Origin of the sequence: Streptomonospora arabica (assembly GCF_039531585.1) — a bacterium.
Classification (GTDB): Bacteria; Actinomycetota; Actinomycetes; order Streptosporangiales; family Streptosporangiaceae; genus Streptomonospora; species Streptomonospora halophila.
Genome location: NZ_BAAAQI010000016.1, coordinates 1 through 14196, shown reverse-complemented (window position 1 = coordinate 14196; position 14196 = coordinate 1). Strand labels below are relative to the sequence as shown.

Sequence of the window (14196 nt, the reverse complement as noted above, 5' to 3'; positions counted from 1 at the left end):
GGTGGAGAAGACAGGAGAGATGTGATGGCACGCGTGGTGGGGGCGGCCGAGACCGCCCCGGCGAACCACGCCTGGGAGATCCGCGCCGAAGGGCTGCGGGTCGCCGCCGGGCGGCGGATGGCCGTGGACGGGATCGATCTGGCGTTCGGCACGGGAGTGCATGGCCTACTGGGTCCCAATGGGGCAGGCAAGACCACTTTGATGCGGGCGCTGGCCACGGTACTGCGCCCGGCAGGCGGTGGCCTGGAGCTGCTCGGCGAGTCCGTCAGAGGGCGCGTCGATCTGCGCCGCATACGGCGCCAGATCGGGTATCTGCCGCAAGACTTCGGTTTCTACCGCAGGTTCACCGTCCGCGAGTTCGTCGAGTACATGGCATGGCTCAAGGAGGTACCCAAGAGCGGTATAGCCGATGCGGTGCAGCATGCCATCGAAAAAGTCGGTATGGCAGACCGGGCCGATGACCGGATGAAAACGCTCTCTGGCGGCATGGCGCGCCGGGCCGGAATCGCCCAGGCCATCGTGAACGGCCCGCGGGTCCTGCTGCTCGATGAGCCGACCGCGGGCCTGGACCCATCGCAGCGCATGCAGTTCAGGCAGTTGCTGCGCGGGCTGAGCGAGGACACCTGCACGGTGGTGTCGACGCACCTGGTGGAGGACGTCGCCACCGTGTGCACCGATGTGGCACTTGTCGATGAGGGGCGCCTGGTGTTCCAAGGGCGAGCGGCCGATCTCGCCGCTGCGGGCAGCGGCACCGATTCCGGTGACAGCCCGAGCGAGCGCGGATATTCGGCCCTGCTGGCCCGCCACCACGCCACCGGGGAGGGAGCACGATGAGCGCGAGGATTCTGCGCACCGAGCTGCGCCGCTCAACCGCACCGTGGATCTGCTTGGCCTTGGCCGTGCTCACACTGGCCCTGCTGTACCTGCTCCCCGGCCCCTGGGCCAAGGGGACCGGCGCGTGGGACCAGCAGTGGCAGGGACTCGTGCAATGGCAGCGGTTCATGCTCATGTTCACCTGGCCGGTGGTGGTCGGCCTCGGTGCCTGGCAGGGCACTCGGCAGCACCGTTCGCGGATGGACGAGGTACTTTCCAGCACGCCGCGATCCCCGTGGCAGCGCTCGGCGACGCTCGCGGCAGCGGTGGCGATCGGCTTGACCGTCGCCTGCACAGCGATATTCGCGGTAGGGGCGGCGCAGGTGGCCTCGGCCACCAGCTATTTCTCGCTCTCCTGGCTGGCCGTGTTCGCCGTCGGTGTTCTCGCGCTGGTCGCGGGGAGCCTGCTGGGAATGGGGCTCGGCCACCTCTTGCCGTATATGGTGACGCCGCCGCTCGTGGCGGTCGGCGGCTACGCGCTGGTCATGATGCTGCTGAATATCGGGATTTCCGTAGAGGCCGGTTCCGACCCGTGGCGCATGAAAGTGGCGCTGCTTTCACCGGCACTCGACGGTGCCGAGAGCGCCTACAGGCTGGTGGCCCACCAGGTGAGCCTTGCCCAGGCGCTGTGGTTCCTCGGTATCGCCGCGACCGGGTTCGTCCTGCTGGCGGCGCGGGGTTCCTGGACAAGGATCGCCTCAGCGGTGCCCGGTCTCCTCGGCGGTGTGCTGGCCATGGTCCTGCTACCGGGCCAGGCGAGCGCGGCCTACCCCCACGACACCCAAGCGGCGGCGCTGGTGTGCGACGAGGACGGGCCGCGGGTGTGCGTAACCCGGGCGCACGAGCACCTGCTGGACGATTTCGCCGGTACCGCCGGGCAGGCGCTCGCCAAGCTCGCAGTCCTGCCGGAAGCGCCGACCTCGGTGGAGGAAGTACCCGCTTTCGGTAATGAGGAGCGGGCTTCGCTGCCACGGACCGCGGACACGGTCTCGGTGAGCTCCGACATACTGATGCGGTTCGAGCAGAGTGGAGAAGGGGAGTCCGATGGTGGGGACGGGCTGCTTAGGGCGCTCCTCGCCGGCGCCGGAACCCCGGCCTGCGGCGTTGAGGAGACGGAGATCTCCGCGCGCATCGTCACGGCCAACTGGCTGCTGGGTGCGGAACTACAGCCGATACCGATCCTGTACCCGTGGATCTCCGAGGACAGCTCCGCCTATCAGGAGATGGTGCGCCCGGCCTGGGAAACGCTGCGGTCCCTACCGCGCGAGGAGCAGGTACGCCGGGTCGCCGCCGTGCGCGAGGCCGGACTCACCTGCGAGGGCGACCAGCTCGATCTCCTCACCCAAGGGGTGAACCCTCGATGAGATGGGTGACCCTCTATACCCGGTCCCGGCAGCTACCGATCGCACTGCTCGGGTTCCTGGCCGGGGCCGTCCTTCTGTGGGGACTCACCCTCTGGTGGGGGGCCGACCAGACCGGTAGCCGACTGATGAGCGTGACGATGGTACTGGGGGTGGCCGCGGCTTCGGCCGGTCTGTGCGGGTTCGATGCCGCATGTGAGCGTACGGCTTCCTTCACCTGGCCGCCCCGGCGTGCCGCGCACCTGGTCGCCCTCGCCGCGATGGCAGCGGCCGGCCCCCTTGCGGTGGACGTATTGGCCGATTCCCATCTGCAGACCGAGGCGATCGTCAGAGACGCCGCCGGTCTGGCCGGTCTGGCCGGGGTCGGCGCGGTTCTGGCCGGCGGTTCGTTCGGCTGGTGCTTTCCCTTCGGGGCAACCCTACTGGCGAACGTGCCGATCGAGGCGGACTCGGATGCGCTGCGGGTACTGACCTGGCTGGTGCAGCCCGCGGACAGCGCCGCGGCGATGACCACCGCACTCGTGTTCGCCGCCGTGGGGGTGATCGGTTACGCGGCATGGGGGCCTCGACCTGCATGAGCGTCACACTCACCCTTTGACGGCCCCAGCCGTCGTCCCGCCGATTGCGCGGCGCGGCTGGGCATCGGTCAACGACGTCGAGCTCGCTCTCGCCGAGTACGTCGACTGGTACAACCACCGGCGCCTCCACGGCGAGCTGGGCCAGCGCGCTCCCGCCGAGGTCGAGGCCGCTCACCGCATGAGCGGCTACGATCAGTCCGCCGAGCCCGCACGGGCCGGCTGACAGTCAACGACGCCTGCAACAAACTCAGGGCGCAACACCTGCACCGCCCGTGCTGCTGCCCACACCGCTGGCCAACGACGCCACCAAAGGCAGCACGGGACGGCGGGGCTCGCGGGGCGATCCCACCCTGGCCGCAGCGGTCGCGCTGCTGCCCATCGCCACCACTGCTCGCTGACCCGCCCGGCCACCGCCGACCGGGCCGCGCCCGGCCGCACCCACGGGCACCGCACCGACACGGCGTGGGGCCCCTACGCCCCCGCCATCGCGTCCTGGGCCGCCGTGGTCGGGCGCGGCGCCCCCGCCCCCACCGAGCCCTGCCGCACCGGAAATCCGCGGCTGGCCGCCGACTTCGTCGAATGGATGATGGGCCTGGACACGGGCTGGGTCACCGACCCCGACCTGGGCCTGTCCCGCCGGGCGCAGCTGCGCGCCCTGGGCAACGGCGTCGTATCCCTGCAGGCCGCCCACGCCCTCGCACGGCTGCTGAGCGACCAGCGATCGGCGAGCCCATCGGTGCACTGAGCACACCCCCACCGCACCGCGCCCATCGGCTAGCCCTCTGCCCGCCGTGACCGCTTCGCCGGGCCGCGCCCGCGGCCCGGCGCCACCGACAAGGGACGCCCCAATGCGAATCGCTGATGCCCCAGCCCGCGCGCGCATCACCGCCGACCTGCACGCCCTCGCCGACTTCCTGCAGACCCGCCCTGCGGTTCCCGTGCCCGAGATCACCCGCCTCGAGCTGGCCTACTTCCCCTCCGGCTCCGACAGCGACCAGATCATCGAGGTCGACCGGGCGGCCGAGGCGCTAGGCACCGTCGCCCGGTGGCAGGGCGCGCACTACGTCGCCCACCACCGCATCGGCGCGGCCGCCTACCGGGCCGTGGCCATCCCCAGCAAGGCCTGCCGCGCCCACGAGGCCCTCATGAGCTACCACGGCGCCATCGACCCCGCCCCCTTCATCTAGATGGTTAATTCCAGGGGGTCCCGGGCCTGAACATGAGACGAGGGAGTTCAATGCCGAGTCGTGACACAAGACCTGAACTCCCTCGCCCGATCACTCTACGACACCATCGACCACCTGATCAGCCAGCACCCGGACCTGGCACCCCGGCGCCCCGGCACCGGCTTCCAACCCCGCCTCAGCGACGCCGGCGCGCCAAAGCCGACGAGCGCACCACCCTGACCGGGATGCTGGAGGCCGAGACCGACCTGGTCTCCCGCCGCCCCGGCCAAACGCTGATCGCCGACAAGAACTACTACGGACGCGCGTTCGAGCAGGAGCTGGGCCAGGCCGGCCTGAGCTTGCTGCGTCCGGCCCGCAAGGGCGAGCCCCCGCGGGCCGGATCGAGGTTGTTCCGGCCGCTGCGGCAGGTCATCGAGTCCATCAACCAGACGTTCAAGGGCCGGTTGGACCTGGAGCGCCACGGCGGCCGCACGCCGGGCGGGGTCATCGTCCGGGTGCTTCAGCGCATTTTCGCTCTGACTGCCGCCGTCTGGCACAACGACCGCACCGGGCAGCCCGTCCTACGGTCGTTGACCGCCTACGATCACTAACCCCCTGGAATTACTCATCTAGCCCGAGAGCGACCGCTTCGCCGAGCGGGCCCGGGAGCGCGACGCCGCGATCCCGCCCTGCCCCACCCCCTCCCCGCGGGGCACCGGCGGGCGCCACCCAACGTAGGCGCGCGCCCGCCGGGCCCCTTTCGCCACTGTCACCCGGCCGCTGAGGAGGAGCGTGTCCACCGAGCTGCAGCGCATCCAGCGCGCAGGACGCACCCTCGACTACGCCCTAACCGCGGTCGCCGCAGGAGCCCTGGCGTTTTCGACTGTCAACGTCGCCCTGCTGGCCATCGCCCACGGCGTGCCCGCCTGGATCGCCTGGCTGCTGGAGCCCCTGGTCGGCATCGCCCTGTGGGCGGTGCTCTCCTCCGACGCGGTCCTTTCCCGCTACGGCCGCAGCGCTGGCGCCTGGGCGTGGTGCCTGCGCACCTTCGCCGGCGTGGCCACCCTGACCCTCAACGTGTGGAGCTCGGTGTTCTCCGGTTTCGGGCGCCACCTGGTCTGGGCGCCGGATCCGGCCGGGATCCTGCTGCACGCAATCGCGCCGCTGCTGCTAATCCTGCTGGCCGAGGCGGCGCCCCGCTACCGGGCGGCCTTCGCCGCCATCACCGCCGAGCTGACCGTCCCCGCCCCGGTCCCGCAGCCGCCGGCGGCCCCACCCGCCGCCGGCGCCAAGACCGCACCATTCGAAGCGCCCGAAGCCCCCCGCCACGCTTCCGCCTCGTCTCGGTCCTCCCTCCCTTCCCTGGACGCGGGGGAGCAATTGGTCGATCCCGCCTCTCCCCGCACCGGTCTCCACCCTCCCCCCGACGCTTCGGGCCCCGCCCCCTCGCGGCGCAGCCGCCGCGAGCGCACCGACGCCCGCGCCCGCGCGATCCTCCTGCTCGAGCCCGACATCACCGGTGCCGACCTCGCCCGCCGCCTGGGCGTGGCCCCGCGCAGCGGCCAACGCATCCTCGAACGCATCACCGCGGAGGAAACATGACCCCTCGTCGTGCCCCCGGCCCGGGCACCCGCCGCACCAACGCTTTCCCGGGATCCCGCATTCGACTCGCCCATCGGCTTGCGTCACAGGCCCAAGGCGCGCCTGAATCCCATCGGGCCCCGGCCGGGCCCGCCACCCGGCCTCACCCCCATCTGCGGGGACGGGGGTGAGGCCGGTGGTGCCCGAGCCGCTCACCGCCGAGGAGCTGGCCCAGCTGCCGACGGTGCTGGATCCGCCCGCCGCCGGGCGCCTGCTGGGCATCGGGCGCACCAGCACCTACACCCTGCTGGCCACCGGCCAGTTCCCCGCACCCGCATTCAAAGCGGGCCGGCGCTGGCGCATCCCCGCCGCCGGGGTGTGCCGTTTGCTCGGCCTGACCTACCCGCCCGACGCGACCGACAAGGAGGATTAGGTATGCCCCGGAACCGCGACGGCAGCGTGTTCAAACGCTGCAGCTGCACCCACCCGCACACCGGCACCCGGCTGGGAGCGGGCTGCCCCAAGCTCAAGCGCGCCAACGGCGCCTGGAGCCCCACCCACGGCACGTGGGGCTATCAGATCGAGCTGCCGCCCACACACGCCGGCACCCGGCGCCAAGCCCGCCGCGCGGGGCTGGCCACCCGTGAGGAGGCCGCCGAGGCCCTGCAGCACGTCGCCACCCTGCTGGACCTGGCCGACGACGAGCACATCGCCGTCCAGGTCGCCGACCTCATTCAGAAAACCCTGCGCGAGCGCCGGGAGTTGCCCGCCACCGCCGAGGTGCGGCGCCGCCTGCTGGGCGGGGCCGACCCCGCCGCCGAGGCGCCCACCGTGCAGCAGTGGCTGACCGAGTGGGTGGCCACCCACGAGTTGGCGGAAAGCACCCGGCGCGCCTATCAGAGCCACATCACCCACTACTTCATCCCGCACCTGGGGCCCATCCGGCTGGACCGGCTGCGCTCCCTCCACGTCCAGGCCGTCTTCGACGCGATTCAGGAACGCAACGACCACATCCGCGCCTGCCGCGGCTCCGAGGATGAGAAGGCCCGCGCCCGGGTCCGCGGGATGCGGATCGCCACACCGGCCACCCAGCAGCGCATTCGCGCCACTCTGCGCAGCGCCCTCAACGCCGCCCTGGCCCGCCCCGACATCCCGCTGCAGCACAATCCGGCCTGCCACCTCAGCCTGCCCAGCGCGCCGCGCCCGCGCCCGCGGGTGTGGACCCGGGCACGCCTGGAGCAGTGGCGCCGCACCGGCGAGGTCCCCTCGCCGGTGATGCTGTGGACCCCCGAGCAGACCGCCGCGTTCCTGCGCGCCGCCGGGGACCAGCGGCTGTACGCCCTGTTTCACCTGCTGGTGCACCGCGGGCTGCGCCGCGGCGAGGCGGTCGGGCTGCCCTGGGCCGAGACCCGGCTGGAAGAGGCGGCCATCGACATTCGCACCGCCGTGGTCGAGCTGGACTGGGACATGCTCACCACGGTTCCCAAGACCCCGGCCGGGGAGCGCACCGTCACCCTGGATGAGGCCACCACCGTCCTACTGCAGCGCTGGCGCGCCCGCCAGGCCGAAGAACGCCTGGCTGCGGGGCCGGGCTGGCACGACAGCGGGCTGGTGTTCACCAACCCCGACGGCACCGGGCTGCGCCCCTCCTGGGTCAGCGACGAGTTCGCCCGCATCGTCGCCCGCGCCGATCTCCCGCCGATCCGCCTGCACGACCTGCGCCACGGCGCCGCCTCGCTGGGCCTGGCGGCGGGGGTCGACATCAAGGTGGTCTCGGCCGAGCTGGGCCATTCCACTACCACGTTCACCCAGGACACCTACCAGACCGTGTTCCCCGAGGTCGCGCGGGAGGCCGCCGAGGCCACCGCCGGGCTCCTCGCCAACACGGCCACGGCCGGTGCGCGCCCGCGCTGAGATGTCCGCGGCGCGCCCGCCCCCCGGGGTGGGGCCGACGCCTCGCCCCTACGCGCGTTGTCGATCCCGACTGGAAGGAGACGCCCATGGCTGCCGCTTCCCGCAGCGTGCATCTGAGCGATCCCGTCCTCGCTCAGGACATCCTGCTGGCCATCCTCGTCGACTCCATCGCCGGCCACCCCTGCGAGCGGCTCCTGGCCGCCCTGGCGCGGATGGTTACCGCCCACGTCAACGACCGCCTGCCACCGGGCTACACCTGGGTGCCGGTCTATGCCGCCCTGATCGGCCCCTACGGCGAGCGCTCCGGCCCCACTTTTGAGGAGATGGAGCGGCTCATTCGCCACAGCTTCGCCGACTTCCAACTCCTCATGCCCGGCAGCCGCGACCGCTGACACCCCCGCCCCCACCGCCGATTGCGGTCGGGGCGGACCCAGCAGGCCGCCCACGACCTGCAGGAGGCGCGGCTCACCCCCGCTTGCGCGGGGCGGACACTTCACGCTTGGCCTGGGCTTCCGCGACGCCGCTGGGTGTGACCTGGATCAACAAATCGGCCCGGGGAGTCTTGACGCGGGCAACCGCGAAACCTACGGTTGACGTCCAAGAACTTGAAACGTTTCAAATTTTAAATCGCCCTTCAGGCATCCTTCTGAGCTGCGACGTTCTTGTGAGACCGGTTCAAGGAACGTGTAAGGACCCCCTCCGTGACTCGACACGTCCACCCCGCGCCCGCCCCCGCGGCGTCTCCGCCCGTGAAGCTGGCGCCCGCCCGAGCCTCCCGCCGGCCGCCGCCGGTAGGCCGCGTCCCCTGGTACTTCCTGATGCCCGCCCTACTGTTCTACGCCTTCGTGCTGCTGGTCCCCAGCGGCCAAGGCGCGGTCTACGCCTTCACCGACTGGGATGGCCTCAGCCGTGACTTCTCCTTCGTGGGGCTGGCCAACTTCCGCGAGCTGCTCGATGACGACGCCGCCCGGGGCGCCGTCGTCAACACGGTTCTGATCGCGTTCGCCGTCACCCTCGTGCAGAACGCCGTCGGCCTGCTGCTCGCACTTGGCGTCGACAGCCTGATCAAGACCCGCAACGTGCTGCGCATCCTGTTCTTCGCACCCGCGGTGATGACGCCGGTGGTCACCAGCTACCTGTGGCGCTACCTCTACGCCCCCAACGGCGCGATCAACTCCACGCTGGAGGGGCTGGGCCTCGGCGCGCTCACGCAGAACTGGCTGGGTGATCCTGATTTGGCGATCTGGTCGGTCATCGCCACGGTGATCTGGCAGTTCTCCGGCTACTCCATGGTGATCTTCCTGGCCGGGCTACAGGGCGTGCCCCGAGAGCTGCGCGAGGCCGCGGCCGTGGACGGCGCTGGACCCGCGCGCCGGTTCTGGTACGTCATCCGGCCCCTGCTGCTGCCCGCGCTGACCATCAACCTGATGCTGTCGATGATCAACAGCCTGAAGATGTTCGACCAGGTCTGGGTGCTCACCGGAGGCGGTCCCGGCCAGGCCACCGAGACCATGTCGACCCTAATCTACCGCAACGCCTTCCAATTCGGCGAGTACGCCTACAGCACCGCTGTAGCCCTCGTGCTGACCGCCCTGGTCGCGGTGATCTCCGTAGTCCAGTACCGCGCGATGGCGCGGCAGGAGCGTGCTGCCCGATGAACCGCTACACCTGGCGCACCCTGGTTCTCGAGGCGGTCATGATCGCCGCCGCCGCGGTCTTCGCCTTCCCCCTGTACATCCTCGTCAACCTGTCGCTGCGCGAACCGGGCGATCCAGCCCCGGCGATGGTGCCCACCGCCGACCCGACGCTGGGCAACTACGCCGACGCCTGGCAGCAGGCCGGCCTGGGCGGCGCCATCGTCAACAGCGCAGTGGTCACCGTGCTGAGCGTGCTGGTCATCGTGACCGTCTCCGCGCTGGCGGCCTACCCGCTGGCGCGGGTCAGCGCCGCCTGGTCGCGGGTGACGTTCGTGCTGGTGATGTTCGGGCTGCTGCTGCCCTTCCAACTCGCGCTGATCCCGCTGTATCAGACGATGCGCGACCTCGGCCTGCTCGGGACGGTCTGGTCGCTGGTGCTGTTCTACTCCGGGCTGCAGGTGCCGTTCTCGGTCTTCCTCTACACCGGGTTCCTGCGGGCGCTGCCGCGCGACTACGAGGAGGCGGCGCTGATCGACGGGTGCGGCCCGCTGACCGCGTTCCGCAGCGTGGTGTTCCCGCTGCTGAGGCCCATCACCGGCACCGTCGTCATTCTGAACACGATCTTCGTCTGGAACGACTTCTTGACCCCGCTGCTCTACCTCAGCGGCAGCACGCAGCAGACCATTCCGGTCGCGATCTTCGGATTCGTCGGCCAGTACACCTCGCAGTGGCAGCTCGTCTTCGCCGGGTTGGTGATCGGCGTCGCGCCGATCCTGGCCGCCTACTTCCTCATGCAACGCCACATCATCAAGGGATTCGCCGGAGGGATCAAAGGTTGACCACGTCTTCTAGCGCGCTCGCGCCCTACCACCTGCAGTGCGAGCAGCGCAGCGAACCGCTCGGCCTGGGCGAGCCGCATCCCCGCCTGCGGTGGCGGCTGCGCTCCGACCGCCGCGGCGACGCGCCCGCAGCCTACCGGCTGCGTGTGTGGCGGTGCCGCCCCGACGGCGAGGCCGACCGGCCGGTGTGGGAGCCGGACTGGACCGGCTCCGAAGACAGCACCGGCGCGTCCTACGACGGGCAGCCGCTGGAGTCGTCCACCCGCTACGGGTGGAGCGTGCAGGTGCGCGACACCGACGGCGGCGAAAGCGCGCCGGTCACCTCCTGGTTCGAGACCGGTCTGCTGCACGCCGACGAGTGGAGCGCCTCCTGGATCGGGCGCGCCCCCCGCACCGCGCCGAAGATGGAACCTCCGCAGGACGTGCCGATCTCGGCGGCGCTGGCCGACATCGATCCGGCCGCCCACCTGCGCCGCGACTACTACAGCGAGCAGACTCCGGTCCGGGCGCGCGCCTACGTCACCGCCCGCGGCCTCTACGAACTGCGCATCAACGGCGAGCGCGTGGGCGACGCCGAACTCGCGCCCGGCTGGGTGGACTACCGCTACCGCCAGCCCTACCAGTCCTACGACGTCACCCACTTGGTCGCCGAAGGCGCCAATACCGTCGCGGCCGTGCTGGCGGACGGCTGGTGGAGCGGCTACGTCGGCATGGAGCGGCGCCGCCAGGGCCGCCACTACGGCCCGGCGCCGCGGCTGCTCGTCCAGCTCGTGATCGACTACGCCGACGGCTCCCGCCGGGCCGTGGTCAGCGACGGCGACTGGACGGAGTCGCCCGGCGACGTTGTGGCCGCGGACCTGCTGATGGGCGAGTACCGCGATGCCCGGCTCGAACCCCGCGGCTGGGACCGCCCTGGATTCGACGACACCGACTGGGTCCCCGCCGGCGTCTTCGGCCGCGATCACGGCCTGCTGGTGGCCGAGCGCGACGAGCCCGTCCGCGTGACCGAGGAGCTTCCCGCCGTGAGCATCCAGCGTCTCGGCCCCGACCGGTGGATCGCCGACTTCGGCCAGAACGCGGTGGGACGCGTCCGGCTGAGGTTGCGCGAGCCGGAGGGGACCCGCGTGGTGCTGCGCCATGCCGAGGTCCTCGACGAGAAGGGGGAGCTGTACACCGCCAACCTGCGCACTGCCGAGGCCGTCGACACTTACGTCTGCGCCGGTGAGGCCGGCGGCGAGGTGTTCGAGCCCTCGTTCACGGTCCACGGGTTCCGCTACGCCGAGATCAGCGGACCGTCGCGCGCACCCGAGGCTTTTGAGGTCACAGCCCGGGTGCTGCACAACCAGCTCGACTGGACCGGGGAGTTCGCCTGCTCCGACGCCACGGTCGACCGGTTGATGCGCAACATCCGCTGGGGCCAGCGGGGCAACTTCGTCGCGGTGCCCACCGACTGCCCGCAACGCGACGAACGTCTCGGCTGGACCGCCGACGCGCAGATCTTCGCGCCCACCGCCTGCCTCAACGCCGACGCCGGCGCCTTCTTCGCCCGTTGGATGGACGACGTCGTCGACGCCCAGACCGCCGAGGGAGCCTTCACCGACGTCGCCCCGCTGCTACTGCTGGAGCGGGAGGGAGCACCGGCCTGGGGTGACGCCGGGGTCATCCTCCCCTGGCACCTATACCGCGCCTACGGCGACGCGCGCCTGCTGGAGCGCTGCTATCCGGCGATGACCCGCTGGGTCGAGCACATCCGCCGCGACAACCCCGACCTGATCTGGCGCAACTCCACCGGCAACCACTACGGCGACTGGTTGCAGGTCGGCGTGCACACGGCACGCGACGTGCTCGCCACCGCCTACTTTGCCAACAGCGCACACCTGGTCTCCCGCGCCGCGGCGGCCACCGGCCGCGACGACGACGCCCGCCGCTACGCGGACCTCGCCGCCCGGATCACCGCCGCGTTCCGCGCAGCATTCGTCACCGCCGACGGCCGGATCGAGGGCGAGACCCAGACCGCCTACCTGCTGGCGCTGGCCTTCGACCTGCTCACCCCCGAGCAGGGGGAGGCGGCCGCCGGGCATCTGGTCGCCGACATCGAGGCCCGCGGTCGCTCGCTGACCACCGGGTTCGTCGGGGTGGCACTGCTGTGCCCGGTGCTGGTCGAGATCGGGCGCGCGGACCTGGCCTATGCGCTGCTGCACGACGACCGCTACCCCTCTTGGGGCTACTCCATCGCCCACGGCGCCACCACGATCTGGGAGCGCTGGGACGGCTGGACCGACGAGGGCGGGTTCCAGTCGGCCGAGATGAACTCGTTCAACCACTACTCGCTCGGCTCCATCGGGGCCTGGCTCTACCGGCACGTCGCCGGAATCGACCAGACCGCCGACTCGGTCGGCTACGCCGAGCTGCTCCTCGCCCCGCGCCCCGGGGGGCGGCTCACCTGGGCCCGCGCATCCTACGAATCGGTGCGCGGCCGCGTCGAGTCCCACTGGCGCATCGACGGCGACACCCTCACCCTCGACGTCCTCGTCCCGCCCGGTGCCCGGGCGACCGTCCGCGTCCCCACCCACGCCCCCGATCAGGTCGCCGAATCCGGGGTGCCCGTGGAGGAGCAGGCGGGCATTGCCGTCCTGGGAGAGGGCCCCGACCACCTCCTGCTCGGCGCCGGATCCGGCGCCTACACGTTCACCGCACCCGCACCCGCACCCGCCGCCGCGTGATGCCCACGCGCCGGCTCCGTCCCCTCCCGACACAGCACTACGGAGATCCCCATGAGAACGCGCCGACTCCTTCCCGCGGCGGCCCTGGCGCCGCTGGTCCTGGCCAGCGCCTGCGCCGCCGGTCCCGACGCATCGCAGGAAAACGCCCCCAACAGCCTTAAGATCGCCTCGGTGGCCACCGACCGCGCTTCCACCGAAGCCGTCATCGAGGCGTTCCAGAAAGCCAACCCCGACGTCGAGATCGAGACCAGCTTCGCCGATACCGACCAGTATCAGGCCACCCTGCGCACCCAGCTCTCCTCGGGAACTGCGCCCGACGTGTTCTTCGCCTGGCCCGGCAACGGCAACCCCGGCGCGGTAGCGTCGATCGCACCGGACGGTTACCTGGCCGACCTCTCCGACGCCTCCTGGGCCGGGAAGATCCCCGACGGGTTCCGCTCGGTCACGCAGGTCGACGGTAAGACCTACATCCTGCCGATGACCGCTGCCGGCATCGGCGCCCTCTACAACAAGGAGGCGATGGAGGCCATCGGCACCGAACCCCCCGAGACCTGGTCGCAGGTGCTCGACATGTGCTCCGCCGCCCAGGACGAGGGCAAGGTCGCCTTCGCGCTGGGCGCACAAACCCCGTGGGTGACCCAGCTCGTGGACTACGCGCTGGCCGCAACCCTCGTCTACGGCGAGACCCCCGACTTCGCCGAGCGCATGCAGCAGGGTGACGCCACCTTCACCGGATCGGCGTGGCAGACCGCCATGGAACAGTACCTGCAGATGAAAGAGGAGGGCTGCTTCAACGAGGACCCGGTGGGCACCAGCTTCGAGAACTCCCTCCAACAGGTCGCCACCGGCGACGCGGTCGCGGTCGTGCAGGTCACCTCCAGCCTCAACCAGCTGCGCTCCCAGGCCAAGGACACCGAGTTCGGCATGTTCGCCTTGCCCGCCACTGACGATCCCGACGAGACGCTGATGCCCGGAGCGGCCGGCGGCGCCTACGGGGCCAACGCCGAGGCCGCCAACCCCGAATTGGCCGAGCGGTTCCTGGACTTCATGGCCAAGCCCGAAAGCGTGGCGCTGTATGCGGAGACCGCCGGCGCCCTGCCCGGGATGCCCACCGACGCCTACGAGCTCGACCCGGTTCTTGCGCCGACGCAGGAGTTCCAGGACTCCGGTCGCACGGTGCCGTTCATGGACCAGCGCTGGCCCAACGCCGAGGTGCAGTCGGTGCACCTGACCGGCGTCCAGGAACTGCTCACCGGCCAGGCCAACCCCAACGCGGTGCTGGCCGACATGGACGACGCCTACACCGAGGAGTAGCTCCGTGAGGTCGGCGTACAGCGCCGCCTCCTGCAGCAGCGGGCCGCAACCCCCGTCCGGCGGGGGTGCGGCCCGCTGCCCGTTGCAGCAGAGGTGCGCCCGACCGTGGGGAGCCGCCGCGTCGATGGGAGCGCCAGCATCCCGGACCGGCATTTCGCCGGTGCGGGATGCGCCTTGCCCCGTCGGAGAGCACCACGAACGGGCATGAGG

General features: G+C 71.2%; 16 protein-coding genes and 1 pseudogene. All 17 read left to right on the top strand.

The features are described 5' to 3' along the window. The first annotated feature begins 24 nt into the window (after positions 1 to 24). The 17 genes and pseudogenes from ABD284_RS20525 (at position 25) to ABD284_RS20445 (ending at position 13986) form a co-directional block, all read left to right on the top strand. Positions 25 to 834 carry an ABC transporter ATP-binding protein gene (locus ABD284_RS20525; protein WP_344146062.1) on the top strand — a complete coding sequence of 270 codons (810 nt, stop codon included), beginning with the start codon at positions 25 to 27 and terminating at the stop codon, positions 832 to 834. Continuing rightward, entirely contained in the window at positions 831 to 2237 is a 1407-nt protein-coding gene (locus ABD284_RS20520; protein ID WP_344146059.1) for a hypothetical protein, read from the top strand. Before ABD284_RS20525 ends, ABD284_RS20520 begins: the two co-directional genes overlap by 4 nt. Further along, positions 2234 to 2812, top strand: coding sequence for a hypothetical protein (locus tag ABD284_RS20515; RefSeq protein WP_344146056.1), 579 nt, complete (start codon positions 2234 to 2236; stop codon positions 2810 to 2812). The genes ABD284_RS20520 and ABD284_RS20515 overlap by 4 nt, the downstream gene beginning before the upstream one ends. Then, the gene (locus ABD284_RS20510) at positions 2805 to 3035 is read left to right on the top strand and encodes an integrase core domain-containing protein (protein ID WP_386699617.1); all 231 of its coding nucleotides are present in this window, start codon (positions 2805 to 2807) and stop codon (positions 3033 to 3035) included. The genes ABD284_RS20515 and ABD284_RS20510 overlap by 8 nt, the downstream gene beginning before the upstream one ends. A 49-nt stretch (positions 3036 to 3084) precedes the next feature. Then, entirely contained in the window at positions 3085 to 3210 is a 126-nt protein-coding gene (locus ABD284_RS20505; protein WP_344146050.1) for a hypothetical protein, read from the top strand. A 104-nt stretch (positions 3211 to 3314) separates the two neighbouring features. Further along, positions 3315 to 3557: a hypothetical protein gene (locus ABD284_RS20500; RefSeq protein ID WP_344146047.1), complete on the top strand. Its 243-nt coding sequence runs from the start codon at positions 3315 to 3317 to the stop codon at positions 3555 to 3557. A 103-nt stretch (positions 3558 to 3660) separates the two neighbouring features. Next, positions 3661 to 3999 carry a hypothetical protein gene (locus ABD284_RS20495; protein WP_344146043.1) on the top strand — a complete coding sequence of 113 codons (339 nt, stop codon included), beginning with the start codon at positions 3661 to 3663 and terminating at the stop codon, positions 3997 to 3999. A 60-nt stretch (positions 4000 to 4059) separates the two neighbouring features. Beyond that, positions 4060 to 4218: a hypothetical protein gene (locus ABD284_RS20490; RefSeq protein WP_344146040.1), complete on the top strand. Its 159-nt coding sequence runs from the start codon at positions 4060 to 4062 to the stop codon at positions 4216 to 4218. Continuing rightward, positions 4191 to 4589, top strand: a pseudogene (locus ABD284_RS20485) (IS982 family transposase); the annotation flags it as partial. The gene ABD284_RS20490 and the pseudogene ABD284_RS20485, both read left to right, overlap by 28 nt. A gap of 181 nt (positions 4590 to 4770) precedes the next feature. Continuing rightward, positions 4771 to 5580, top strand: a complete 810-nt coding sequence (locus tag ABD284_RS20480; RefSeq protein ID WP_344146034.1) for a hypothetical protein — start codon at positions 4771 to 4773, stop codon at positions 5578 to 5580. A gap of 178 nt (positions 5581 to 5758) precedes the next feature. After that, positions 5759 to 5992, top strand: coding sequence for a helix-turn-helix domain-containing protein (locus ABD284_RS20475; protein WP_344146031.1), 234 nt, complete (start codon positions 5759 to 5761; stop codon positions 5990 to 5992). A gap of 2 nt (positions 5993 to 5994) precedes the next feature. Continuing rightward, the gene (locus ABD284_RS20470) at positions 5995 to 7473 is read left to right on the top strand and encodes a tyrosine-type recombinase/integrase (RefSeq protein WP_344146028.1); all 1479 of its coding nucleotides are present in this window, start codon (positions 5995 to 5997) and stop codon (positions 7471 to 7473) included. An 86-nt stretch (positions 7474 to 7559) separates the two neighbouring features. Beyond that, entirely contained in the window at positions 7560 to 7865 is a 306-nt protein-coding gene (locus ABD284_RS20465; RefSeq protein WP_344146025.1) for a hypothetical protein, read from the top strand. 309 nt (positions 7866 to 8174) lie between these two features. After that, positions 8175 to 9131 (top strand): carbohydrate ABC transporter permease, encoded by a 957-nt coding sequence (locus ABD284_RS20460; RefSeq protein ID WP_344146022.1) that lies wholly within the window; start codon positions 8175 to 8177, stop codon positions 9129 to 9131. After that, positions 9128 to 9949 carry a carbohydrate ABC transporter permease gene (locus ABD284_RS20455; RefSeq protein ID WP_344146019.1) on the top strand — a complete coding sequence of 274 codons (822 nt, stop codon included), beginning with the start codon at positions 9128 to 9130 and terminating at the stop codon, positions 9947 to 9949. Before ABD284_RS20460 ends, ABD284_RS20455 begins: the two co-directional genes overlap by 4 nt. Continuing rightward, positions 9946 to 12672, top strand: coding sequence for an alpha-L-rhamnosidase (locus tag ABD284_RS20450; protein WP_344146016.1), 2727 nt, complete (start codon positions 9946 to 9948; stop codon positions 12670 to 12672). The genes ABD284_RS20455 and ABD284_RS20450 overlap by 4 nt, the downstream gene beginning before the upstream one ends. Before the next feature lie 51 nt (positions 12673 to 12723). Next, positions 12724 to 13986, top strand: a complete 1263-nt coding sequence (locus tag ABD284_RS20445; RefSeq protein ID WP_344146013.1) for an ABC transporter substrate-binding protein — start codon at positions 12724 to 12726, stop codon at positions 13984 to 13986. Positions 13987 to 14196 lie beyond the last annotated feature (210 nt).